At 66.8% G+C, this 21,268-nt stretch carries 21 protein-coding genes; 8 read left to right on the forward strand and 13 right to left on the reverse strand.

Translation table 11 applies throughout. The annotated features are described in order from the left end of the window. The 4 genes from JNL31_RS04770 to JNL31_RS04785 form a co-directional block, all read right to left on the reverse strand. Nucleotides 1-734, reverse strand: a 734-nt coding sequence (locus tag JNL31_RS04770; protein ID WP_294970619.1) for an ATP-binding cassette domain-containing protein, incomplete at its 3' end; no start/stop codon positions are given. Then, nucleotides 731-1,723, reverse strand: a complete 993-nt coding sequence (locus JNL31_RS04775; protein WP_294970620.1) for an ABC transporter permease — start codon at nt 1,721-1,723, stop codon at nt 731-733. The genes JNL31_RS04770 and JNL31_RS04775, both read right to left, overlap by 4 nt. Before the next feature lie 61 nt (nt 1,724-1,784). Then, on the reverse strand, nt 1,785-2,756 hold the full coding sequence (locus JNL31_RS04780; RefSeq protein WP_294970622.1) for a sugar ABC transporter substrate-binding protein: 972 nt from the start codon (nt 2,754-2,756) through the stop codon (nt 1,785-1,787). Between the two features lie 99 nt (nt 2,757-2,855). Further along, nucleotides 2,856-3,872 (reverse strand): sterol desaturase family protein, encoded by a 1,017-nt coding sequence (locus tag JNL31_RS04785; protein WP_294970624.1) that lies wholly within the window; start codon nt 3,870-3,872, stop codon nt 2,856-2,858. A gap of 162 nt (nt 3,873-4,034) precedes the next feature. Between JNL31_RS04785 and JNL31_RS04790 the strand changes: the two genes are divergently transcribed. The 3 genes from JNL31_RS04790 to JNL31_RS04800 all read left to right on the forward strand — a co-directional run bounded on the left by JNL31_RS04790 (nt 4,035) and on the right by JNL31_RS04800 (nt 6,414). After that, nucleotides 4,035-5,057, forward strand: a complete 1,023-nt coding sequence (locus tag JNL31_RS04790; protein ID WP_294970626.1) for a LacI family DNA-binding transcriptional regulator — start codon at nt 4,035-4,037, stop codon at nt 5,055-5,057. 101 nt (nt 5,058-5,158) lie between these two features. Continuing rightward, on the forward strand, nt 5,159-5,863 hold the full coding sequence (locus JNL31_RS04795) for a Crp/Fnr family transcriptional regulator (protein WP_294970628.1): 705 nt from the start codon (nt 5,159-5,161) through the stop codon (nt 5,861-5,863). Further along, nucleotides 5,863-6,414 (forward strand): DUF4202 domain-containing protein, encoded by a 552-nt coding sequence (locus tag JNL31_RS04800; RefSeq protein WP_294970630.1) that lies wholly within the window; start codon nt 5,863-5,865, stop codon nt 6,412-6,414. The genes JNL31_RS04795 and JNL31_RS04800 overlap by 1 nt, the downstream gene beginning before the upstream one ends. 80 nt (nt 6,415-6,494) lie before the next feature. Here the strand turns inward: JNL31_RS04800 and JNL31_RS04805 are convergent, their stop codons facing one another. The 6 genes from JNL31_RS04805 to JNL31_RS04830 form a co-directional block, all read right to left on the reverse strand. Beyond that, nucleotides 6,495-6,740, reverse strand: coding sequence for a hypothetical protein (locus JNL31_RS04805; protein WP_294970632.1), 246 nt, complete (start codon nt 6,738-6,740; stop codon nt 6,495-6,497). Further along, nucleotides 6,737-7,237 (reverse strand): cytochrome c oxidase subunit 3, encoded by a 501-nt coding sequence (locus JNL31_RS04810; RefSeq protein ID WP_294970703.1) that lies wholly within the window; start codon nt 7,235-7,237, stop codon nt 6,737-6,739. The genes JNL31_RS04805 and JNL31_RS04810 overlap by 4 nt, the downstream gene beginning before the upstream one ends. A 113-nt stretch (nt 7,238-7,350) precedes the next feature. Beyond that, a complete protein-coding gene (locus JNL31_RS04815; RefSeq protein WP_294970634.1) occupies nt 7,351-9,270 on the reverse strand; it encodes a VWA domain-containing protein in 1,920 nt (639 codons plus the stop codon). A gap of 8 nt (nt 9,271-9,278) precedes the next feature. Then, a complete protein-coding gene (locus JNL31_RS04820) occupies nt 9,279-10,085 on the reverse strand; it encodes a CbbQ/NirQ/NorQ/GpvN family protein (RefSeq protein ID WP_294970636.1) in 807 nt (268 codons plus the stop codon). A gap of 5 nt (nt 10,086-10,090) precedes the next feature. After that, on the reverse strand, nt 10,091-11,488 hold the full coding sequence (locus JNL31_RS04825; protein WP_294970638.1) for a cbb3-type cytochrome c oxidase subunit I: 1,398 nt from the start codon (nt 11,486-11,488) through the stop codon (nt 10,091-10,093). A 12-nt stretch (nt 11,489-11,500) separates the two neighbouring features. Further along, complete coding sequence (locus tag JNL31_RS04830; protein WP_294970640.1) at nt 11,501-11,956, reverse strand: cytochrome c; 456 nt, start codon at nt 11,954-11,956, stop codon at nt 11,501-11,503. A gap of 223 nt (nt 11,957-12,179) precedes the next feature. Here JNL31_RS04830 and JNL31_RS04835 point away from each other — a divergent pair, with 223 nt between their 5' ends. After that, nucleotides 12,180-12,653 carry a hypothetical protein gene (locus JNL31_RS04835; RefSeq protein WP_294970642.1) on the forward strand — a complete coding sequence of 158 codons (474 nt, stop codon included), beginning with the start codon at nt 12,180-12,182 and terminating at the stop codon, nt 12,651-12,653. A gap of 100 nt (nt 12,654-12,753) precedes the next feature. Here the strand turns inward: JNL31_RS04835 and JNL31_RS04840 are convergent, their stop codons facing one another. The 3 genes from JNL31_RS04840 to JNL31_RS04850 are packed head-to-tail and all read right to left on the reverse strand — an operon-like array spanning nt 12,754 to nt 16,831. After that, on the reverse strand, nt 12,754-13,611 hold the full coding sequence (locus tag JNL31_RS04840; RefSeq protein ID WP_294970644.1) for an FAD:protein FMN transferase: 858 nt from the start codon (nt 13,609-13,611) through the stop codon (nt 12,754-12,756). Continuing rightward, nucleotides 13,608-14,813 (reverse strand): NnrS family protein, encoded by a 1,206-nt coding sequence (locus tag JNL31_RS04845; protein ID WP_294970646.1) that lies wholly within the window; start codon nt 14,811-14,813, stop codon nt 13,608-13,610. Before JNL31_RS04845 ends, JNL31_RS04840 begins: the two co-directional genes overlap by 4 nt. Beyond that, a complete protein-coding gene (locus JNL31_RS04850; RefSeq protein ID WP_294970648.1) occupies nt 14,810-16,831 on the reverse strand; it encodes a NosR/NirI family protein in 2,022 nt (673 codons plus the stop codon). The genes JNL31_RS04845 and JNL31_RS04850 overlap by 4 nt, the downstream gene beginning before the upstream one ends. Before the next feature lie 132 nt (nt 16,832-16,963). On the opposite strand from JNL31_RS04850, the gene JNL31_RS04855 reads away from it, so the two are divergent. The 4 genes from JNL31_RS04855 to JNL31_RS04870 all read left to right on the forward strand — a co-directional run bounded on the left by JNL31_RS04855 (nt 16,964) and on the right by JNL31_RS04870 (nt 21,268). After that, nucleotides 16,964-18,724 (forward strand): nitrite reductase, encoded by a 1,761-nt coding sequence (locus JNL31_RS04855; protein WP_294970650.1) that lies wholly within the window; start codon nt 16,964-16,966, stop codon nt 18,722-18,724. 111 nt (nt 18,725-18,835) lie between these two features. Next, nucleotides 18,836-19,651 carry a uroporphyrinogen-III C-methyltransferase gene (gene cobA / locus JNL31_RS04860; RefSeq protein ID WP_294970652.1) on the forward strand — a complete coding sequence of 272 codons (816 nt, stop codon included), beginning with the start codon at nt 18,836-18,838 and terminating at the stop codon, nt 19,649-19,651. Between the two features lie 157 nt (nt 19,652-19,808). Beyond that, nucleotides 19,809-20,111: a cytochrome c gene (locus tag JNL31_RS04865; RefSeq protein WP_294970654.1), complete on the forward strand. Its 303-nt coding sequence runs from the start codon at nt 19,809-19,811 to the stop codon at nt 20,109-20,111. Continuing rightward, a complete protein-coding gene (locus JNL31_RS04870) occupies nt 20,108-21,268 on the forward strand; it encodes a cytochrome D1 domain-containing protein (RefSeq protein ID WP_294970655.1) in 1,161 nt (386 codons plus the stop codon). The genes JNL31_RS04865 and JNL31_RS04870 overlap by 4 nt, the downstream gene beginning before the upstream one ends.

Raw genomic sequence — 21,268 nt, forward strand, 5'->3', positions numbered from 1 at the left:
CCGGCCATCAGGTCGGTGATCTCTTCGCGGGTCTTCTCGCCCTTCTTGAAGTCCGCGGCGACGGCGCCCCGGATCAGCACGGCGAAATGGTCGCCCACCGCCATCGCATGCATCACCTGATGGGTGATGAACACCACCGCCAGACCCCGCCGCTTCGCCTCGTTCACGATGCGCAGGACGTGGGTCGCCTGCTTGACGCCAAGCGCGGCGGTCGGTTCGTCAAGGATCAGCACCCGCGCGCCGAAGTGGACGGCCCGCGCAATCGCAAGGCTCTGCCGCTCGCCACCCGAGAGGCCGCCCACCAGCCGGTCGCCGTCGGTGATCCGGGTGATGCCCATGTCCTGCACGGCTTTCACCGCGATGGTGTTGGCCTTCCTGCGGTCATAGCGCTTGAACGGCCCCCAGCCTTTGGTCGGTTCGACGCCAACGAAGAACGACCGCCCGATGGACATCAGGGGAAACGTCCCGCCGAACTGGTGGACGGTCGAGATTCCCGCCTCCTGCGCCGCGCGGGGGGTGGGGAAGCTGACCTCTGCCCCGTCCATCTCGATCCGGCCCGTGGTGGGCTGGTGCACGCCCGAGAGGATGCGGATCAGCGTCGACTTGCCCGCGCCGTTGTCGCCGAGAAGGCACAGCACCTCGCCCGGCCGAACTTCGAGATTGATGTCATGCAGCACGTCGATCGGGCCGAAGCTCTTGTTCACGCCCCGCAGGGCAAGGATCGGGGCGGTCATGCCTTGGCTCCCTTCTTCCTGGGCGCGGTCGACAGCGCCATCTTGCGGAAGGTGTTGTTCATCAGGACAGCCCCGAGCAGCAGGACGCCGATGACAAGGTTGGACCAGGTCTGGTCGAACTCGGTGTAGTAGATGCCTTGCGTCACCACGGCGAAGGTGATGGTGCCGAAGAAGATGCCCAGCACCGACCCGAAGCCCCCGGTCAGCAGCACCCCGCCCACCACCACTGCAATGATGGTGTTGAAGATCAGCGTCAGCTGCGGCGTGGCCTGCACCGACTGGAACAGGATGGCCTGGCTCATCCCCACGAAGCTCGCGCAGACCGAGGAGAAGACGAAGAGCAGGATCGTCATCCGTCGGGTCGGGATGCCCGCATTGCGCGCGCTGTCCTTGTCGCCGCCCATGGCGAAGACCCAGTTGCCGTAGGGCGACATGTGCATGAAATAGGCGAAGGCGGCGGTGATCCCCAGCCACCACAGGATCAGCACCTGGAAGCCACCGACATACATGCCGAAGATCGTCTTCGCGGCCTCGGGCGCCTTGATCGAGATCGAGGTCGTGCCGGTCAGGACCACTGTCGCCCCCAGAAGCACGCCGGAGACGGCGAAGAGCGTGCCGAGCGTCACGATGAAGGACGGCACCCCGGTCTTGATCACCAGCCAGCCGTTCAGGAGGCCGACCAGCACGCCGAAGGCCAGCGTGGCGAGCATCCCCACCAGGATCGGCGCGCCGTAGAAGCCCGAGACGAGGGCGGTGATCAGCGCGCCCGCGGTGATGGTGGCGCCGACGGAAATGTCCAGCTCTCCGGCGATCATCAGAAGGCCCACGGGGATGGCGATGATGCCCAACGTGGCCGAACGCGAAAGCCAGCTGCCGATCGAGGACGGATACAGGAACTCGACCCCTCCGACGATGGCGAAGAAGACGGTGACACCGATAAGGCCGATGAGGGCACCGGCTTCGGGACGTCGCAAGAGGCCCGAGAACATGGCGTGGCTCCTGTCGTGGAGGGAAAGGTGGGCCCGCCGGACAAGGGCGGGCCCGACGATCTTAGCGCGCGCCGATCTGCACGCCCGCGATGGTCGCATCGACGTTCGAGGCGTCGACGATGCCCGGCCCGGTCAGCACCGGGGCGGTCGGCAGGTCGGTGCCGAAGTCGATATGCGCGGCCAGCAGCGTGACAGCCAGCATCGCCTGAAGATAGGGCTGCTGGTCGATGGCGAAGGCCTGGGTGCCGCCCTTGATGCGGTCCAGTGTCGCTTCGTTGAAGTCGAAGCTCCCGAGCTTGACCGCGCCGGTCTTGCCCGCCTGTTCGATGCCGACCGCAGCCGCATCCGCCTCGCCCGCGCCGATGGTCAGCGCACCGTCGACATCGGCATGTTCGGTCAGGTAGGCCTTGACGGCTTCCGCAATCGCCGCCGGGTCGCCGAACGAGGTCGAGGGCAGGGGCAGCTGTTCCGCCGTGGCACCTGCCGCGGTCATCGCGTCGATCATGCCCTGGCAACGTGCCTCGATGTTCGCGGTGCCGGGCAGCGTGTTGATGCAGACGCCCTTCTTGGCCCCGAGCTTCACCAGCTGGTCGCCACCGGCCTTGCCGGCGATGTATTCGTCCGACCCGATGTAGTTGATCGCGCCCAGTTCGCGGGCCTTGTCGATGGTGCCCGCGTTGAACAGGATCACCTTGATCCCCGCCGCGATGGCCTCCTGGATGGCCGGGTCCTGCGATTCATAGACCCAGTCCGGCACCGCGATGCCGTCGGGGTGCTGGCTGATTGCCACGCGGATGATATCCGCGGCATCGGCGGCGAAGTTGTCGTAGCTCTGCATCCGCAGGTAATCGACCTTGCCGCCGTTGGCCTCGACGATCAGGCGGGCATCATCGACGCCCTTCTTGATCTTGTTCCAGAACTGGTCCGAGTTCATGCCGCCGATGATGGCAATCTCTGCCGCCATCGCCGAGGACGCGCCCGCGACCAGCGCGGTGGTTGCCATCACCCTGGCAAGCGTCTTCATCAGTCCCATGGTCTTTCTCCTCCCTTGGTCCGCCTCTCCCGGCGGGTGTTGATGCCTTGGTCTTCCCCACGCGAACGGCCTCTCCCGCCACCCGGTGGAATGCTCTTGTCAGTTGGGGACGGCCTTCGCGTTCATTCGCTCTTTCTTCTTGCGGAACCGCTCCTTCATCCGCTCGTCGGCGGCCTTGGTGCCGTCGTGCCAGTAGCCGAACCACTTATCCAAGGGGATCAGCCCATCGCCGCCGTAGTTTACCTCGAAATACTTGTGGTGCAGGTAGTGGGCATAGGCGTGGCTATCGAGTGCGGTGTCCTCGGTCAGCTCCAGCTTGTCGAAACCGATGTGGCCATTGACCGCCCCGAACCCCGCGCCGTGCAGCTGGAACAGCGCCACGATCGGGTTCGACGGGATGATCAGGTGCCAGAAGGCTACGGCGTGGTAGAGGAACGCCTCGACCGGATGCATCGACAAGGACGACCAGGGCGAGGGGTTGATCGAGTTGTGGTGCACCGAATGGATCCACTTGTAGAGCACCGGCACATGGATCAGCCGGTGGATGCAGAAGAAATGCACCTCGTGGATCGCCGGGCTGATCAGCGTCAGGACCACAAGCCACAGCCAGTTGTCCGACCATGACAGCCAGGGCACGAAGCCGTTGGCAAAGCACCAGAGGATCAGCACCTGAACCAGCGTCCAGAGCGGGATCGAGATGAAGAACGAGCGCAGGAAGTTGTCGATATTCTGGCTCTTGAACCAGAACACGTCCGACGGGCTTTCGGCGGGGAACTTGTGGTTGTACTTGAACCGGGTGCCCTGCTTCTTCTTCACATACCAGAAGAGCTCGATCGCGCCGTAGAAGACGAAGATCGCCGCCGCGTTCACCGTGTAAAGCCACAGCGCCCAACCCCAGGACAGGGTCTTCAGCACCTCGACATCCGGCACGACGAAGAACCACCACAGAAGCGCCGTCGCCATATGGAAGGCGTTCCAGGGCCAGAGATAGCCCGGGATCCAGGCCACCACCTTCGGCAGGCTGAAGGGCTTGCGCCAGAACGGCGCAACGTCGAGGGCCTCGTTCGGGGACCAGTTGCCGCGCTTGTCGCGGGTGCCGAATTGCAGGTCGTCCATCTGTCGCCCCCGTTGATACGTTCGTTCCGAGTCGTTCTGCGATTGGAATTTTCATACTGTTGACAAACCATCCTGCATAATCCTTTCATTCATTCTGAAGCATTTCCCCTCATTTCCTTCTTTTGCCCTGCGCAAGAATGAAGGAATCCTTCAGGAGGACACATGGCTCGCCGGTTCACCATCCACGACCTCGCCGCCAGGGCAGGCGTCAGCGTCTCGACCATCGACCGCATCCTGAACGGGCGCAGCGAGGTCCGGGCCGCCACCGGCCAGCGCGTGCTGGAAGCGGCCGAGGCAATGGGCTTCTACGCCCTGCCCGCCCTGCGCCAGCGGCTCCAGGCCGAACGTCCGAAGGCGCGGCTGGGCTTTCTGCTGCAACAGTCGCACCGCACCTTCTACCGGATGATCGCCGATGCCCTGCGCCAGGCCGAAACCGAAACGCCCGGGCCGGTCGCGGTTCTGGTCGAACACATGGACGATCTCTCGCCCGAGGCGGTGTCGGACCGGATCCTGCGCCTCGGCCAGCAGGTCGATGCCCTGGCGGTCGTGTCCGCCGAACATCCCCGCGTCGCCAACGCGATCGAGACTCTGGCGGCCGGGGGCGTTCCGACCTACGGGCTGATCTCCGAACTGACCGCTGCCTGTGCCACGGGCTATGTCGGGCTTGACGCCTGGCGCATGGGCCGGACAGCCGCATGGGCAATGACCATGCAAAGTCGCCGCGCGGGCCCGGTGGCGATCATCGTCGGTAACCACCGCTATCGCTGTCAGGAACTGAGCGAATCCGGCTTCCGGTCCTATTGCCGGGAACATGGCGTCGGCTTCACCATCCTGGAACCGCTGCAGACCTTCGAGGACAAGTCGATCGCCCGGGACGTGACCGAACAGCTTCTCCGCCGCGAGCCGGACCTTGTCGGCATCTACATCGACGGCGGCGGGGCGGCGGGCGTGCTGGAGGCCATGTCTTCCCTCGGCCGCGACCGGGGCATCGTCGCGATCGGCCATGACCTGACGGAACACACCCGGATGGGCCTGATCGACGGGCTCCTGTCCATGGTTCTCTCGCATCCGGTCCAGCGCCTGGCCAGCGATGCCGTCGGCCACATGATGAAGGAACTCGACGCGGGCACCGGCCCGACCAAGAAGGTGCTGGCCTTCGACATCTACGGTCCCGAGAACATCTAGCCTGCCGTCCGGCAGATGCTCGACCCCGTGCAGCTAGCGGTGGAATATCCGCCCGGATCGGGTTAGGGAAAGAACAGCGGCTGACAGTGCATGGACCCTGAATGAAACCCGAACTCATCGCCCTTGCGCGCCGGTCGCTGCTTCTCGCCGCCGCACCCGAGCATGTGGCGAAGACCGTGCTCGACAGCGCGCGCGTGCGCAGCTTCTCGCGCGGCGAGACCATCTTCCTCCAGGGTGAGCGGGCCAGCGCGATCTACATCGTCGCGGATGGCTGGGTGAAGCTCTACCGCATCGCGCCCTCGGGGACCGAGGCGGTGGTGGGGGTCTTCACCAAGGGCGCGAGTTTCGGCGAGGCGGTGGCCTTCCGCCACGATACCTATCCCGTCGCGGCCGAGTCGGTGACGGACTGCACCCTGATCCGGATCGAGGCGGATGTCCTCCTGCGCCAGATCCGCGACAACCCGGAGGTGGCGATCTCGATCCTGTCGGCCACCTTCGCACATCTTCACGCGCTGGTGGGGCAGGTCGAGGCGCTGAAGGCGCAGACCGGTGCGCAGCGGGTGGCGGAATTCCTGCTGGAGCTGGCCCCCTGCCCCGACGGCGCCTGCGAGGTGACGCTGCCCTACGACAAGGTACTGATCGCTGGGCGTCTGGGGATGAAACCGGAAAGCCTGAGCCGGGCCTTCGCGCGGCTGAAGGACCAGGGCGTGACGATCAAGCAGAACACCGCGCAGATCGACGACGTGGCGACGCTGCGCGACTATGTCGAGGAAGATCCGGCGCTGGCCTGGTCGAAGGGGGGCTGATGTCCGATCGCCTGCGCCGGGCGCTGGCCCTGATCGACGCGGCGAACGTCGCCGATCCGAAGGGCGAGGCGCTGGTCTATGGCCAGCGGATGAGCACGGAACTGGCCCGGCTGTTTCCGGCCGCCTCCGAGGGGCTGCAAGTCGCGGCGCGGGGGCAGCATGTGGAACGCTGGCTCTTGCCAAGGGGCGACTATCCCGAGGGCAAGGCGGGCTATCTGGACTGGCGCCGCGAACAGGGGCGGCGGCATGGGCTGCGCGTCGCGGCGATCATGACCGAGGCGGGCTTTCCCGAGGCTGATGGCGCGCGGGTCGGGGTGCTTCTCCGCAAGGAGGGGATCAAGCGCGACCCGGAGGTGCAGGCTTTGGAGGACGTGATCTGCTTCGTCTTCCTGAAGTGGTATTTCTCGCCCTTCGCGGCCGACCGGGATGCGGAGCAGACCCTCGATATCGTGAGGAAGACCGCGCGGAAGATGTCGGCGGAGGGCCGGGCACGGGTACTGGCGGAGTTCGACCTGCCCGAACCGCTGGCCGGAGCCTTCCGGGCCGAGTGAGGGGCTGTCCACGGTGGACAGATTTTCTGACCCTTTGAAATCAAGGGGTTGGTTGCGGGCGTTTACCACATCTTAATCTGTCACGCCGCCAGAGCGAGGCCCGCGAAGGCCAGGATCAACAGGCTCAGGCCCAGGTCGAAGCCGCGCAGCCAGCCGGGCGCGACGACAAGGCCAAGATAGTCGCGCAGGATCACATGCGCCTTCAGACCCGAGAGCGCCAGCACCGGCAGGGCCAGCGCCGCGCCGATCAGGCCCGATGCCGCAAGGGCGGTCGACGCGGCGGAGAGGGCCAGCAGCAGAATCCAGGCTTTGGTCGCGCGCGTCATAGCAGGTAGACCACCGGGAACAGCAGCACCCAGACCAGGTCCACCATGTGCCAGAAGGCCGCCCCGGTCTCGACCGCCTTCGGCGTGCCAAGCCAGCCGACCAGCGCCAGCAGGACCATCCCCGCCAGCACATGCGCGGCATGGAAGCCGGTCAACAGGTAGCTGAAGGTATAGAAGGCATGGGTTTCGGTGCCGATGCCCTGCGCCCAGAGATCGGCATATTCGGTGCCTTTCAGGATCAGGAACACCGCGCCGAAGCCGATCGCCACGGCAAGCAACAGACGCAGCCTTCGCCTCTGCCCGGCCTCGGCCGCCCGGGTGGCCAGCGCGGCAAGCCAGCCCGAGGTCACAAGGACCAGCGTGTTCGCGGCAGCGCCCGTGCGGTGGAGGTGGGACTGCGCCTCGGCAAAGCCGGTGGGGTCGGTCAGGCGCACGGAAAGGAAGGCAAGGAGCCCCGCACCGAAGACGGTGATCTCCGAAAGGATCAGCACCCACATGAGGAGTTCGCCGGGAAGCTGGCCGGAGGGGGGCTCGTCGTGCGTCTTCGGCTTCTCTTCGCCGGGCGCAAGCGATGAGGCACGAAGTGACTGAGGAGAGTCCGGCGGAATCGTCATCCGGTGACAAGCTGCCGGTAGATCTGCGGCAGCGCCTGGGTCAGTTTCTCGGGATGCGGGATCAGGGCAAAGGCGCCCTGGCCGAACAGTCGGGGGAACCACGACTTGCCGTCACGGTCCACGGTGATGCCGAAGACGGCGTGTCCGGCACGGCGGGCTTCCTGAACCGCCATCCGGCTGTCCTCGATCCCGTGGCGGCCCTCGTAGTGGTCAAGGTCGTTCGGCTTGCCATCGGTGATGACCAGTAGCAACCGCCGCTTGCGGGCTTCCTTGGCCAGCAGCGCCGACATGTGCCGGATCGCCGCCCCAAGCCGGGTGTAGTGACCCGGTTTCAGCGCGGCGATGCGGTGTTCCACCGCCTCCGCCATCGGCTCGGCAAAGCGCTTCACCTCCTGCACGAAGACGCGGTTCCGCTTCAGCGAGGAGAAGGCGTGGATCGCGAAACTGTCGCCGCAGGCATCCAGCCCCCAGGCCAGCGCCGCCAGCGCCTCGCGTTCGATGTCGATCACGCTGCGCCCGTCATGGCCGTGGCCGGGGATCGCGCTTTCGGTCGAGCGGGAAATGTCCAAGAGGATCGACACGGCGAGGTCGCGGCGCTCCGGCCTGGTCTGGCGCCAGACCCGATCCGTCCCCTCACCGTTGGCAAGAAAATCGACCCGCGCGCGCACCGCCCGTTCGGTGTCAAGCACGTCGCCGTCCGGGTAGCCAGGCATCGAGACGAGGCTGGGACGCAAGGCCTCGAACTGGCGGCGGACGGCGCGGATCCGGGCGGAGGCGCGCGGGTCAGCCCGAAACGGGGGCGTCAGGTCGCTGGCTTCAGCCCGGGAATGAAGCACCCGGGCGTGTGAGGGAAGGTAGCTGGCGGTGCGGACGTCCCATTCGGGATAGGTGAAGCTGCCGGAAATCTGTTCGCGGTCCACGTCTTCGGGCGCGAGGTCGAGATGCAGTTTCAGGCGGGTGGCCGGGGCCTTGGAAACCTGGGCAAGGCCGATCTCCTCCTGATCGTCGGCAGCCTTTTTCGCGGTGTCCTCGTCGTCATCCTCGACCCGGCGGTTGAGGTTGAGGAATTCGGTCATCGACAGGATGGCCTCGAACTTGTGCAGGATGAAGCTATCGTTGCGGTCGGCCTGGTCGGCCTTGCGGCGGCGGGCCTTGCGGGCGGTTTTTTCCTCGGACTCCTCGGGCGGGCCTTCGGTGGCGCGGGCCTCGACGGCGGTATGCTCGCTGCGGGCCAGGACGCGCAGGTCGGGCCAGAGCGGCACCGGCTTGAACGGACGATAGCCGCGCGGCGCCTTCGCGGGCAGCGGCGGGAGGGTGACGTTGGCGCCAAGGGCGGCCCGGATGCGCGCCTCGACGGCGGCCTCGACGGGGGGAAGGTTCGGGGTGCGGCGGAAAAGGAGCGTCGCCTCGCAGAGGTCGGCATGGAGTTTGGTGTAGCCGGGGGCAAGGCGCAGGGCTGCGGCGGTCATCGTCTTCGCGGTTTCGAGCGCGGCGAGATCGGCTTGCAGCGGATCGGCGTCCTCAGAGGGCGTCAGGTCGCGCAGGGCCACGGCGGCGGCGGCAAGCCAGAGGTAAAGCGCCGCATTGGCGCGGGGGTCGGGAAAGGCGGCGAGGCTTTCCGGCAGGCGCAGGGTCGCGCCATCGAAACTGGCGCGCGGGGTCGCTTCGGCCCAGGTGCCAAGGCGGCGCAGGAAGGACAGCCGATGGTGGCTGGTTTCAGCGGCCACCGGCTTGATTTCCACCGCCGGATCGCCGCCCAGGCCGCGGAAAAGGACTGCCAGCCGTCCGCCCACCTGTGACAGCGGGACACGGGCTCCGTCGTGGATGGGGTCGCCATCCAGACGGCTGGCAAAGGCGTGCCACAGTTTCCCGACAGATTCCTCGGGTTCCCATGGCTCGAACTCGATCCGTGACATTGCCGGCCTCACCCGAAAACGGCAGTCACGAGATCGCGGAGCCCGGCCTTCACATCCGGGTCGTCGGTCAGGGGTTCGATCATCGCCGCGCGGATGGCGCGATCGACGGGCATGCCCCCGTGGATGAGTTGCGCGCAATAGACGACGAGGCGGGTGGAGACGCCCTCCTCGACATCCTGGCCCTTCATGGCGCGGAGCTTGTTCGCCAGCCGGACCAGCGGCTGCACCTGCGCTTCGGGCAGGCCGGATTCGCGGGCGACGACGGGGACTTCGTGTTCCGGCTTCGGGAAGCTGAATTCCAGCGAGACGAAGCGCTGGCGGGTGGAGGGTTTCAGCGTCTTCAGGATGTTCTGGTAGCCGGGGTTGTAGCTGGCGACCAGCAGGAAGTCGGGATGCGCCACCAGCTCCTCTCCCGTGCGGTCGATCGGCAGGATGCGGCGGTCGTCGGTCAGGGGGTGGAGGACGACGGTCACGTCCTTCCGCGCCTCGACCACCTCGTCGAGGTAGCAGATCGCGCCTTCGCGCACGGCGCGGGTGAGGGGGCCGTCGACCCAGACCGTCTCGCCGCCTTTCAGCAGCCAGCGGCCGATCAGGTCGGCGGCGGAGAGGTCGTCATGGCAGGCGACGGTATGGAGCGGGCGGCCGAGTTTCGCGGCCATGTGGGTGACGAAGCGGGTCTTGCCGCAGCCGGTCGGGCCCTTGAGGAGGATCGGAAGGCGGTGGGCGGCGGCGGCCTCGAAGACCGAAACCTCGTCGCCCTGGGGGAGGTAGAAGGGGGCTTGCGCCCCCCTCGTGTCGATGTGGGAACCGTCCATCAGCATCACTCCGCCGCGACGTGGTCGGGGTCGTGCTCAAGCCGGTCGCTTTCCAGCGGGCCGGGGGTCACGATCTCGCGCCGCGGGAAGGCTGTGGCATAGATGAACAGGATGGCGCCCAGGACCACGGCCGCACCGGCGCCGAAGCGCATGGCGTAGAAGATCCAGAGCTGGTCCTGCACGTCCATATAGGCCTCGCCGTTGACGCGTTGCAGGTGGGTTTGCAGCGCACCGGCGAAGGTCAGGACCACGGTCATGAACACCACGCCCGAGGACATCAGCCAGAACGAGGCCATGTTCAGGACCTGGTTGTAGGGATCGCGTCCGCGCAGGTGCGGCATGGCATAGCTGATGATCGCAAGGTTGAGGCAGACATAGGCGCCGTAGAAGGCAAGGTGCCCGTGCGCGGCGGTGATCTGGGTGCCGTGGCTGTAGTAGTTGATCCCGTGCAAGGTGTGCAGGAAGCCCCAGACGCCCGCGCCGAAGAAGGCCAGCGTGGCACAGCCGAGCGACCACAGGAGCGCGGCCTTGTTCGGGTGGTCGCGGCGGCCTTTCCAGACCATGACGAAGGCGAAGGACATCATCGCGAAGAACGGCACGATTTCGAGGCTGGAGAAGATCGAGCCGATCCATTGCCAGTAGCCCGGCGTGCCGATCCAGTAGTAGTGGTGGCCGGTGCCGAGGATGCCGGAGAAGAGCGCCAGCGCGGCGATGACGTAGAGCCACTTTTCAACGACCTCGCGGTCCACCCCCGTCAGCTTCAGCATCAGGAAGGCGAGGATCGAGGCCATCACCAGCTCCCAGGTGCCTTCGACCCAGAGATGGACGATGTACCACCAGTACATCTTGTCCAAGGCCAGGTTGTCCGGGTTGACGAAGGCGAACAGGAAGAGGAGCGCCAGCACCCAGAGGCCCAGGAGCAGGATGTTGGTGATCGCGGTCTTCTTGCCCGCCAGCACCGTCATCGAGATGTTGTAAAGGAAGATCAGCGCGGCGACGACGATCCCGGCCTTGACCCAGCGCGGCTGTTCGATGAACTCGCGCCCCTCGTTGCCCAGAAGCCAGTTGCCGTCGAAGAGGTTGAAGAGATAGGTCACGACCACCCCGGCGGTGCCGAGGACGAAGATCGCCAGTTGCAGCCAGGCGAGCTTGGTCGAATGGATCTCGCGCTCGCTTTCCTCGGGGATCAGGTAGTAGGCGGCCCCGAAGAAGCCCAGAAGCAGCCAGACGATCAGGCTGTTCGTATGCAGCATCCGGCCGATGTTGAAGGGAATCAGCCCGGACAGGAAATTCGGGCTGACATATATCCAGCCCAGGACAAGACCCATCGTCACCTGCACGGCGAAGAGGGCGAGCGCGACCGAAAAGTAGGCCAGCGCGATCTTCTGCGATTGGTATTTCATGATGGCGTCTCCTCAGCCCGCGTCATTCGGCGGCCAGTCCTGCGCGCGGATCGTGTCGACCCAGAGCAGGAAGTCGGCGAGGTTCTGGTATTCGGCGTCGGTCAGGCCGAAGTTCGGCATCTGCCGACGGCCCTCGACACCCGAGGGCATCGCGTCCATCCAGGCCTTCAGCGCATCGAACGCGGCCACATGGTCGCCGGGTTCCACGCCCCAGCGGGTCATCACGTTGCCAAGTTCGGGCGCGAAGTAGGCGCCTTCGCCCAGAATCGTGTGGCAGTTGATGCAGGAGTGCTTTTCCCACAGGTGTTTGCCCGCCGCGACACTTTCGGTCAGCGTGGCTTTGTCGGTCGAAGTGGAGGTGATGTAGAGGTGTGACTGGGCCGTAAGGCCCACGAATATCAGGATGAAGAACAGTGACCCGCCGTAGAAGATGTTGCGGGCCATGCTCTTGGTCATGACTTCGCGCATGGCGGAATCCTTTCCTGGAGCGTTTCAGGTAACGCGGGTGTGACCGTTCGGGCAGGACAGGGCCTTAACAAAAGTCAACCATCTGACAGGGATATGCCCGGTGCGACAATCCGGCAGGTCTTGCCGCCGCCTTGGTCCCGGATTAAGCGCGGTTTCGGTGCCGGTAACAAGAGGGATCATGGCAAGTCTTGGAAAAGTCGCGGGAATAGCAGCCTTGGCGGTCGTGGCCTTCGCAGGCCTGGTCGGGGGCAAGTGGTATCACACCGCCGCGCTGGAGAAGATCGACCCGCAAGAGGGCATCTATGGCATGGCCGGTCTGGAAATCTGGATCGACCTCAACGCCCGGATGCCTGCCGCCCTGCGGACTTGGGGCTGCGACACCCTGCGCGCGCGAGAGCGTGAGGTTCTGGGCGGTCAGAACAGCCTGCCGCCCTATAGCTGCCAGCCGGGATTCGGCGAGATGGCGGACAAGACCGCCTATCAGTCCACGGTCGATGCCAATCTGGCGCAGGCGGTGGCGGGGCTGGATGCGGCGAAGGCCGAGGCGGTGAAGGCCTGTTTCGAGGCGAAGATGGCCGCAGCCGTCACGCCGGAAGAGGTTCAGGCGATGAACGACTTTGATCAGGCGGTCATGTCCAAGGTGGTGCTGGCGATCAGCGACAGCGCCCGCACCTGCAAGGATGAGGTCGCGGGCTGAGGCTTGCTGCTGGCGGATCAAGGAAAACCCCGTCCCGGGCCTGACCCGGGACATCTTTCGCCACCCTTGGCCCCGGGTCAGGCCCGGGGCGGGGTCTCTGTCAGGCCAGCGCCTCGATCCGGGTGCCGGGGAACCGCGCCAGCGCCGCGTCAATGCTGGCGCGGTCCATCAGGCAGAAGGCGGTGGACAGCGCATCGGCGACGGCGGCGCGCGGGGCGCTGACGCTGACCGTCTGCCACAGCGGCGGCTGGCCCTGCGGCCCCAGGATATGCGGCTGGCCGTTCACCAGCGTCCCGCGCGGGGAGGACGTGGCCAACGCGCGGTTGGTGAGGCGGGTTTCGGCCAAGGCTGTGCCGTCGGGGCCGGTGATCCGGGCAGGCCAGCCGCTCTCGCCCAATGCTGCAATCTCGCCCATGTCGACCAGCGCTTCGGTAAAGCCCTGCGCACGGAGGAGGTCGGCGATCCGGTCGGCGGCCCAGCCTTGCGCGATGCCGTTCAGCGTCAGCGCCTGACCCGCGTCGAGGCGGAGTCCTTCGGGCGAGAGGCGGATGCGGTCCCAGCCGATCAGGGCGCGGGCCTTTTCGCGGTCGGTGCCGTTGGCCAGCGCCAGCCACAGGGGCTGCACGGTCGGTTCGAAGGTCCCGCCGGTCGCAGCATGGACCTGACCGGCGAGGGTGAGAAGGTCGATGAGGTCGGGCGAGGGCCAGGCGAGGTGGCCGTCACGGTTCAGCCGGGTCAGCGCCGAATCGCGGTGCAACGATGCGAGGGTTTGGATGCGGGCGATCTCGGACTCGACCCGGGCGAAGCACTGGCGCGCGCGGTGCGGGTCGGTCCCGACGAGGCGGAGCGAGAGGCTGGTGCCAAGGCCGCTGCCTTCCCATGTCGTGACCGTTCCGGCATGACCGGGCAGGGGCGCAAGCGCGGCGGCAGACAGGCACAGGAAGCGGCGGCGGTTCATGTGGGCGCGGCTCCGGCCGGGCTGCGCTTGGCGCGCGGACCCCAGAACACTGGCCAGAGCGCAGCGGTGAAGAGGCCGAAGGCCAGAAGCCAGAGCGCCCCGGCGGTGAGGATAGCGGGGGTGGCGAGCGACGGGATCTCGGCCCCGAGGCAGCGGGCCAGCGCGGCAAGCGGGATCAGCGCATAGGCCAGCGCGACGGGGCGGGGGGCGACAAGCGCGCGCCCGGTGTGGCCGAGCGTGGCGCGGGACATGATGGCAAGGGTCATGCCGCCGACCCCGCCGATTCCCAGCAGGTGCAGTGCGGCGATGTCGGTCGTGAGGCCGAGGTCGGCAAGACCAAGCGTCAGGAACCCCAGCGCGTTCAGGGCGTAGGAGAGGTGCAGGGTCCAGAGGATCGGCTTGTTCCTGGTCCAGAACCCGCGCCAGAGCGCGACGCGGATCAGACCGGCAGTCCCGGCGATCAGCGCAAAGGGGGCGAGCCAGCTTTGCGGTGCCCCGACAAGGTAGCCGAGGGGCTGGGTCAGGGCTGCGGCGATGGCGATGGCGGCCAGCGGCATCGGGTTCAGCGGCAGGCCCTGCTCGCGCCCGGACTGGACCATGGCGTTCCTGGTGAAGCCGGGGGTGACGCGACCACCCAGCACCATGATCATCGCGCCCAGCGTCAGAAGCCCGGCGCGCAGGCCCGCCCAGGCGGTGTCGGCGGTCAGACCGGTCCATTCCAGATGCACCATCAGGTTGGCGATCCAGTAAGTCGTGAGGATCGCCAGGATGATCATCTGCTGCGGCTTCGGACGCTTTATCAGCTGGGTGAGCAGATTCGCCGCCAGCACCGGGACAAAGCCAAGGTCCAGCACTGCCACCAGCGCGGACGGCAGGCTCCCCGAGGCCCAGACGGCGATCCTGCCCGCCAGCCAGAGGCCCGCGACCACGGCAATGAAGCGGTGCGGGGCGGACTTCGCGCCGGTCCAGCTTGGGACGGCGGTCAGCAGGAACCCGGCAAGCGCGGCGGACCCATAGCCGAAGATCATCTCATGCGCATGCCACAGATGCGGCGGCGCGGCGGTGGGCAAGTCCAGCACGCCGCCAAGCGCCTGGACGATCTGGTAGAACTCCCAGACCGCCATCGAGGCCAGCGCGAAAAGGCCCGCCGCCAGGAAGAAGACGCGGAAGCCGTCGCCGAAGAGGCGCTTGAGCGGGGTCATGGGGTGGCTCCTTCCGCGCGGGCGCGGCGTTTCAGGACGGGGCATTGCGTCCCGTCGTTCATGATCACCTGGCAGCGCAGGCACAGGACGCATTCGTTGGCGTTGATCCGCCCGATCGCGTCGATGGCGCCGACGGTGCATTTCGTCTCGCACATCCGGCATTCGCGGCCGCATTGCGGGCGGCGCTTCAGCCAGTCGAATATCTTCAGCTTGGCCGGGATGGCGAGGCCCGCGCCGAGGGGGCAGAGGTAGCGGCAGTAAAACCGTTCGATGAAAAGCCCGGCGGTCAGGAGCGCGGCGACGAAGAGAAGGAAGGGCCAGGCGCGCAGGAAGCGGAGGGAGATGGCGGTCTTGAAGGGCTCGGCTTCGGCGAGGATCAGGGCGTCGCGCATCGAGTAGAAGGAGAGCGCGAGGATAGCCATGAAGAGGGTGTATTTGATGACCCACAGCCGTTCATGCAGCGCCTGCGGCACGGCGATTTGCTTGACGCCGAGCTTCTGGGCGGCGGCGTTGGTCAGTTCCTGCAACGCGCCGAACGGGCAAAGCCAGCCGCAGTAAACCCCCCTGCCCCAGAACAGCATTCCCAAGGCGGTGAAGCCCCAGAGGATGAAGATGACCGGCTCGATCAGGAAGGTTTCCCAGCGGAAGCCGGTGAGGAGGGAATGGACGAAGGCCACCACCTGCACGACGGAAAGCTGGCCGTTCAGCCCCATGCCGAGGACCAGGAAGGTCGAGGCGAGGAAGGAAAGCCGCCCGATCCGCCAGAGACGGGGCCGCCGGGTGATCCATTCCTGCGCGAAGAGGATCAGGGTCAGGACGGTCAGCATCAGGCCGACGATGGCAACCTGCGGGCGCTTCGACTCCCACGCCTGTTTCCACAGGGGTTCGGGTTCCGGCGGCGGCGCGAGGCGGAAGGCCTCGGGCAGGGTGTAGGGCACGGCGACGGTCATGGCGACCTCGCCCGTCGCGGTGGGGCGGGTGGCGCGGATTTCGACCGTCAGCGGTTTCGTCGGGTCGATCTCGGGCGGCAGGGCGAAAAGGCTGATCTCCTTCATCTTCGGCGCGCCCGTCAGCTCCAGCGCCTTCAGCATCTGGTAGCGGTCCTCGGTCGGCTGCCAGCGTGTCGCGCCCTGCACGACAGTCACCCGGTCGAACACCCCGGTCTTCTTCCACTCGGTCCCCCGGTGCGATTGCACCCCCTGCCCCATCACGATCAGCGCCGAGCCACCGGCGCCCAGATTGCCCACAGCCCGGGTGAAATCCTGCTGGCCGAGGAGGTTCTGACCCACGGTCGGCGTGTCGATCACCCCCACCCAGAGGCGCAGGAAATCGCCCTCGCCCGGCTCGACCGGAACCTTGGCGCCCGCCAGCGCCTTCGACGCCTCGGTCATCGTCACCCGGACTTCGGCCAGCGCGCCCATGCCCAGAAGCTGGTCCCAGGTCGCAGGCGCATAGGTCAGCCGGTCCACCCCGCCGCCCGCCGATATCAGGCCCCGCCCGATGGCCAAAGTCCGCGCCGTGCGCAGGATACCGTCGCGGATCACCCCGGTCGAGACGGTGGCGCGGGAGATAACAGGCGGCAGCGCGCTGGTGTCCGGTTCCGGGGCGCCGAGGTCGAAGCCCCTGAACCCCGCGACATAGGCGGCGATGTCGGCATCCGAAATGCCCAGCGTCAGCACGGGTTCGTTGTGGCGGACCAGCACCGCCCCCGCGATCCGCGCCTGCGGCGACACCGCCACCAGCACGTCCAGCGGGCGCCCGGAATAGCCGACCGACCCGGCGATCTCCCAGGTCGAGCCGATCTCGCCCATCACGCGGCCATCCTTCAGGACGCTCCAGCCCGGCACGCCCGCGTCGATACGCTGCACCTGCACCGGGCCCGCCAGGTCCAGCAACGCCGCCGCCTGCTCCGCAGTCGGCGCCGTCACCGCCAGCGCATCGTCGGCGATCAGCCCCTCGGCCCGCGCCAAAGGCACGGACAGAAGCAACGCCAGGACGGCAGCGAGAAGCGCGCGCATGGGGCAGGGGCCTTTTCCAGTGCCCGGACCCTGCGGCGACAGGCCTTGCCGCGCCTTAACGAAAGTCAAGGTAACGGCGGCGTGACTGGCACAGGGTCCGCGCAGCCTCACCAGCTGAACGGAGAGATTCCCATGACCACCCGAGCAAGACCCGCCAGGACGTTGTTACTGGGCACGGCAGCCTTGTTCCTGGGGCTGGCCGCGCCCGTGATCGCGGAAGACAAGCCCAAGGACCACGCCGACGGACCTGCCGCATCGTATGAGCCCTCGATGACCACGCTGGGTCAGATCAAGGTCGAGATTCCGGGCTTCAAGCCCGACGACCCGGTGATGACGCCAGAAGAGTTCCAGAAGGCGGCCACGATCTACTTCGAACGCTGCGCAGGCTGCCACGGCGTGCTGCGGAAAGGGGCCACGGGGAAACCCCTGACCACCGACATCACCCGCGAGAACGGCTACGACTACCTGCAAAGCTTCATCACCTACGGCTCGCCCGCGGGCATGCCGAACTGGGGCACCTCGGGCGCGCTGACCGAGGAAGAGGTGGGCATGATGGCCCGCTATCTGCTCCTGGAACCGCCGCAGCCGCCGGAATGGGGCATGCCGGAGATGATGGCGTCCTGGAAGGTCCTGGTGAAACCCGAGGACCGGCCGAAAGAGAAGATGAACGACATCGACATCGACAACCTGATGTCGGTCACGCTGCGCGACGCGGGCCAGGTGGCCCTGATCGACGGCGGCACCTATGAGATCAAGGCGGTGATCGACACCGGCTATGCGGTGCACATCAGCCGCATCTCGGCCTCGGGGCGCTATCTCTTCGTGATCGGCCGCGACGGCCTCGTGAACATGATCGACCTCTGGATGGAGACGCCCGCCACGGTCGCCTCGATCAAGATCGGCATCGAGGCCCGCTCTATCGAGACGTCCAAGTTCGAAGGCTGGGAAGACAAGCTGGCGATCGCCGGGGCCTACTGGCCGCCGCAATACGTCATCATGGACGGCGAGACGCTGGAACCGAAGAAGATCGTCTCGACCCGGGGCATGATCTACGACGAACAGACCTACCACCCGGAACCCCGCGTGGCCTCGATCCTGTCGTCGCACTTCAAGCCCGAGTTCATCGTGAACGTGAAGGAGACGGGGAAGATCCTCTTCGTCGACTACACCGACCTGAAGAACCTGAAGGTGACGGAGATCGAAGCCGAACGTTTCCTGCATGACGGCGGGTTCGATTCGACCAAGCGCTACTTCCTGGTGGCGGCGAACCAGCGCGGCAAGATCGCGGTGGTCGACACCAAGGAAGACAAGCTCGCGGCGCTGGTGGAAACCGGCGGCCAGACCCCGCATCCGGGGCGCGGCGCGAACTTCGTCCACCCGGTCTACGGGCCGGTCTGGGCGACGAGCCACCTTGGCGATGAAAGCGTGGCGCTGATCGGCACCGACCCGGAAGGGCACCCCGACCAGGCCTGGAAGGTCGTCGACAGCTTCTTCGGGCTGGGCGGCGGGTCCTTGTTCATCAAGACCCATCCTGCTTCGAACCATCTCTACGTCGACGCTCCGCTGAACCCGGATGCCGAGATTTCCGGTTCGGTCGCGGTGTTCGACATCTCGAAGATGGGCGGCGATCCGAACGTGGACCCGGAATACACCACGCTGCCGATCGCGGAATGGGCCGGGATCCCGGAAGGCCAGCCGCGCGTGGTGCAGCCCGAGTTCAACAAGGACGGCACCGAGGTCTGGTTCTCGGTCTGGAACGGCAAGGACCAGGAATCGGCCATCGTCGTGGTCGATGACAAGACGCTGGAACTGAAGACGGTGATCAAGGATCCGAAACTGATCACGCCCACCGGCAAGTTCAACGTGCTGAACACGAAGGATGACGTCTACTGAGGCGTTCCCTTGCCCCTGCGGCCGGTCGTGCTGCAGGGGCAACCTGGCGGGGGCGTCCATTCCCTTTCACCCCCGCCTCTTTTTTGCCAAAGCCATCGGGATCCGACAGCCATGAAAATCATCAGCCGTGCGCAGCTTCCGGGCCCCCTGTCCGGCCATGTCCACCTGATCGGTGCTGGCCCCGGCGATCCCGATCTTCTGACGCTGAAGGCGCTGCGGCTGATCCAGTCGGCGGATGTCGTGGTGCATGACCGGCTGGTCTCGCCCGAGATCATGGCGCTGGTGCCCGCGGGCGCGCGCCGGATCGACGTTGGCAAGCTGCCGAAATTCCACAAGGTTCCACAGGAAGCGATCAATGCCCTTCTGGTCGACCTCGCCCGCGAGGGGCTGGTGGTCGCCCGGCTGAAGGGCGGCGATCCGCTGATCTTCGGGCGCGGCTCGGAAGAGGCCGAGGCCTGCCGCGCCGCCGGTGTCGCCGTGAGCTACACCCCCGGCATCACCTCGGCGCAAGGGGCCGCCGCCTCGACCGGGGTGCCGCTGACCCACCGGGGCCTGGCGACCGGCGTGCGCTATGTGACCGGCCACCGGGCGAAGGATGCCGTGCTGGACCTCGACTGGGCCTCGCTCGCGTCGGAGGACACGACGCTGGTCGTCTACATGGGCGCGGGCAACATCGCCGAGATCGCGCTGCAACTGATGCGGCACGGGCTGGCCCCTGCCCTGCCGGTGCTGGCCGTCAGCGCGGCGACGACCCCGCGCGAGACGCGGCTCCTGTCGACGCTGGGCCAGATCGGCACCGACGTGGCCAAGGCCCAGCCCGAGGCGCCGGTCCTGTTCGTGATCGGCCGCGTCGCCGGGATGTATCCCGAGATCGCCGAACTGGACGCGTCCCTCTGCGAGGGGGCCGGGATGGCGGCCTATGCGTGATCGTCTTCCAGCGATGTCAGCGCCCCCCACCCCCAGCCCCTCCCCACAAGGGGGAGGGGAGGCGCGGATCGCCGACCGCTCCGCCTGCTTCCCCATCAGTTTTTCGCACCGCCGGTTCCACAAGCGCCTCCCTCCCCCCGCGTGGGGGAGGGCCGGGGTGGGGGGGCTGGCCCTTGCCATCGGGCTTGCGCTCCCTGCCGCAGCCGACATCCCCCCGATCCGCGCGACGGAACTGGAGCACATGGTCCTGCAGGACTGCGGATCGTGCCACGGCCTCACCCGCAAGGGGGGCCTTGGCCGTCCCTTGACCACCGAGGCGCTGGCCCATGCCGACCGGGAGGGCCTTGCGCTCATCATCCTCGACGGTGTGCCCGGCACCGCCATGCCGCCCTGGCGCCCGCTTCTCACCGAAGCCGAGGCGCTGTGGATCGCCGATTACCTGAAAGGGGAAACCCCATGACACGCCCCACCTTCCTCGCGGGCCTTCTCGCCGCCTTCCTCGCCGCGCCGCTCTGGGCCGGAACGGATGACCTGACCGCCACCGGCGACCTGGGCCTCGTCATCGAACGTGCCACCGGCAGCCTTGTCCTTGTCGACCGCTCCGACCGGGCCGCCGTTGGCCGCATCGAGGGGCTGGGCGACCTGTCGCATGCCTCGCTCACCTATTCTCCCGATGAACGCTTCGCCTATGTCTTCGGGCGTGACGGCGGGCTGACCAAGGTCGACATCCTGACCCGGACGATCGTCGCCCGCACCGTGCAGGCCGGGAACTCCATCGGCGGGGCGATTTCGGACGACGGCAAGCTGGTCGCCGTCTCGAACTACGAACCCGGCGGGGTCAAGGTCTTCGACGCGGACACGCTGGCGCTGGTCGCCGACATCCCCGCCGACGGCAAGACCATCGGCCTGGTCGATGTCCCCGGCCGCCGCTTCGCCTGGACGGTCTGGGACACTGGCGAGGTGTTCCTGGGTGATTTCTCCGGCCCGCAGCCGGTGATCACCCCGCTCGGCAACGCCGGGAAGAACCCGTTCGACGCGGTTCTGACCGATGATGCCCATACCTACCTGATCGGCCTTTTCGGCGAGAAGGGCGTCACCGCCTTCGACCTCTGGGATGACCATCCCGAACCGCAGAAATTCCTCACCGACTACGGCAAGGAGGGTGAGGACATGCCGGTCTACAAGATGCCCCACCTGCAGGGCTGGGCATTCACCGAAGGGCAATATGCCCTGCCCGCCGTCGGTCGCCACGAAATCCTCTGGGTGAACCGCGACAGCCAGGAGACGGTGGCCACGACGCCGGTCCACGGCCAGCCCGTCTTCATCATCGCCCAGCCCGCCAGTCCTTTCGTCTGGGTCAACTTCGCCACGCCGCTGAACGATACCGTGCAGGTCGTCGACAGCCGCAATCACGAGGTCGTCGCCACCCTGACCCCCGGCAAGGCGATCCTGCACATGGAATTCGCGCCGCGCGGCGCCGAGGTCTGGATCAGCTCGCGCGATGACAACAAGGTGCTGATCTACGACACCCACACCCGCGAGAAACTGGCCGAGATCCCTGCCGAAGCACCGAGCGGCATCTTCTTCACCGCCCGCGCGCACCAGACCGGCCTCTGA

This window comes from Tabrizicola sp. (genome assembly GCF_016792905.1).
In the GTDB taxonomy this organism is placed as follows: Bacteria; Pseudomonadota; Alphaproteobacteria; order Rhodobacterales; family Rhodobacteraceae; genus Tabrizicola.

What these genes read in the sequence shown, in the direction of transcription:
- JNL31_RS04795 (WP_294970628.1), top strand. Translation starts at nt 5,159, where the DNA reads ATGAAACCCGAACTCATCGCCCTTGCGCGCCGGTCGCTGCTTCTCGCC.
- JNL31_RS04790 (WP_294970626.1), top strand. Translation starts at nt 4,035, where the DNA reads ATGGCTCGCCGGTTCACCATCCACGACCTCGCCGCCAGGGCAGGCGTC.
- JNL31_RS04815 (WP_294970634.1), bottom strand. Translation starts at nt 9,270, where the DNA reads ATGTCACGGATCGAGTTCGAGCCATGGGAACCCGAGGAATCTGTCGGG.
- JNL31_RS04805 (WP_294970632.1), bottom strand. Translation starts at nt 6,740, where the DNA reads ATGACGCGCGCGACCAAAGCCTGGATTCTGCTGCTGGCCCTCTCCGCC.
- JNL31_RS04825 (WP_294970638.1), bottom strand. Translation starts at nt 11,488, where the DNA reads ATGAAATACCAATCGCAGAAGATCGCGCTGGCCTACTTTTCGGTCGCG.
- JNL31_RS04800 (WP_294970630.1), top strand. Translation starts at nt 5,863, where the DNA reads ATGTCCGATCGCCTGCGCCGGGCGCTGGCCCTGATCGACGCGGCGAAC.
- JNL31_RS04810 (WP_294970703.1), bottom strand. Translation starts at nt 7,237, where the DNA reads ATGTGGGTGCTGATCCTTTCGGAGATCACCGTCTTCGGTGCGGGGCTC.
- JNL31_RS04840 (WP_294970644.1), bottom strand. Translation starts at nt 13,611, where the DNA reads ATGAACCGCCGCCGCTTCCTGTGCCTGTCTGCCGCCGCGCTTGCGCCC.
- JNL31_RS04830 (WP_294970640.1), bottom strand. Translation starts at nt 11,956, where the DNA reads ATGCGCGAAGTCATGACCAAGAGCATGGCCCGCAACATCTTCTACGGC.
- JNL31_RS04870 (WP_294970655.1), top strand. Translation starts at nt 20,108, where the DNA reads ATGACACGCCCCACCTTCCTCGCGGGCCTTCTCGCCGCCTTCCTCGCC.
- JNL31_RS04775 (WP_294970620.1), bottom strand. Translation starts at nt 1,723, where the DNA reads ATGTTCTCGGGCCTCTTGCGACGTCCCGAAGCCGGTGCCCTCATCGGC.
- JNL31_RS04855 (WP_294970650.1), top strand. Translation starts at nt 16,964, where the DNA reads ATGACCACCCGAGCAAGACCCGCCAGGACGTTGTTACTGGGCACGGCA.
- JNL31_RS04850 (WP_294970648.1), bottom strand. Translation starts at nt 16,831, where the DNA reads ATGCGCGCGCTTCTCGCTGCCGTCCTGGCGTTGCTTCTGTCCGTGCCT.
- JNL31_RS04820 (WP_294970636.1), bottom strand. Translation starts at nt 10,085, where the DNA reads ATGGACGGTTCCCACATCGACACGAGGGGGGCGCAAGCCCCCTTCTAC.
- JNL31_RS04845 (WP_294970646.1), bottom strand. Translation starts at nt 14,813, where the DNA reads ATGACCCCGCTCAAGCGCCTCTTCGGCGACGGCTTCCGCGTCTTCTTC.
- JNL31_RS04780 (WP_294970622.1), bottom strand. Translation starts at nt 2,756, where the DNA reads ATGGGACTGATGAAGACGCTTGCCAGGGTGATGGCAACCACCGCGCTG.
- JNL31_RS04785 (WP_294970624.1), bottom strand. Translation starts at nt 3,872, where the DNA reads ATGGACGACCTGCAATTCGGCACCCGCGACAAGCGCGGCAACTGGTCC.
- cobA (WP_294970652.1), top strand. Translation starts at nt 18,836, where the DNA reads ATGAAAATCATCAGCCGTGCGCAGCTTCCGGGCCCCCTGTCCGGCCAT.